The 1,012-nt window shown below is 38.4% G+C and carries 1 protein-coding gene and 1 pseudogene; both read left to right on the top strand.

Going from position 1 to position 1,012, the window contains the following annotated elements:
- Positions 1 to 90: 90 nt before the first annotated feature.
- A complete protein-coding gene (locus tag D7V92_RS21890) occupies positions 91 to 714 on the top strand; it encodes a hypothetical protein (protein WP_121773795.1) in 624 nt (207 codons plus the stop codon).
- Between the two features lie 69 nt (positions 715 to 783).
- Positions 784 to 1,012, top strand: a pseudogene (locus tag D7V92_RS21885) (DUF3997 domain-containing protein); the annotation flags it as partial.

Genomic DNA, 1,012 nt, shown 5'->3' with positions numbered 1-1,012 from the left:
GTTTCGCATCTATTGAGAAGAAAAAAGTTATTAACAAATCGGGATAACGCTTAACAGCGTTCCCCGCTTAGCCATTATTCGCAAAAACAAATGGAAGAAAAAAACTATATATCAAACTTTGATTGCTCGCTTTGGCAAATTGATGATTGGGGACTATATACAGCCAAATCCCCTATCTATATCAATTCTTTGGGCAGCGATTTTAATGTGTGGTTTGATGTGGACGGCGAGAGTTTTCCTACCGACAAACAGCTTGTTGCATGGGCGGGATTTTGCAATATTAATTCAAATGAAATAAAAGAAATGATGATTGACGGTCTTACAAAGTTAGTAGATAAAATGGATGTCCTGCCAAATGATGTAGAGCCGGAATTTGGTCCGATATATAGACCTATGGCGATTTCGAGAAATGCCAAACGCTCTGTTGAAGTCATTAAGCATAGTGAAAGACCATTAGGAAAAATGGCAAAATCCACCTTAAAATGCAGTTCGGTTGTTGTGCCGTTACAAGATAAAGCACCAGTTAGATTCATTGTAATGAACTTTGAAATTGGTCATCGTCCTTATGAAATGGAAGCTGTTTTTTGTAATGAAAAGATGCTTATGGTTGGTGAAAACTCTGGCGTTTGGACTCGCCTTGAATGGATAAATGAGTTTAATATTCCAAAGTTTAATATTGAAACGGCATTACATCCATATTGGCGACCTGAATAATATGCGAATAACAAGCACCTGTTCCGCCTAACGGCGGCAAGCTGCAAACCATTAATAATAATTGAGCGTATGAAAACAGTTATATCATTACTCTTTTTATTGTTGCCCCTAATGCAAAGTTGCGGGTTCGTATATGAACGGCATCTTACCGGAAACTACTACTTGATAGCGGTAGATACCAAAGAAGATATGGATGTGTGTTATCACCGACAAAACGATGATGATGCGCCTTATACGGGAATAACCGGAGCAAGTGTTTACGCAGTGGGATATGACGATGATTTTATTCTTGTCAAGG

Origin of the sequence: Parabacteroides sp. CH2-D42-20 (assembly GCF_003670185.1) — a bacterium.
In the GTDB taxonomy this organism is placed as follows: Bacteria; Bacteroidota; Bacteroidia; order Bacteroidales; family Tannerellaceae; genus Parabacteroides; species Parabacteroides distasonis.
This window is presented reverse-complemented; position numbering and strand designations above follow the sequence as displayed.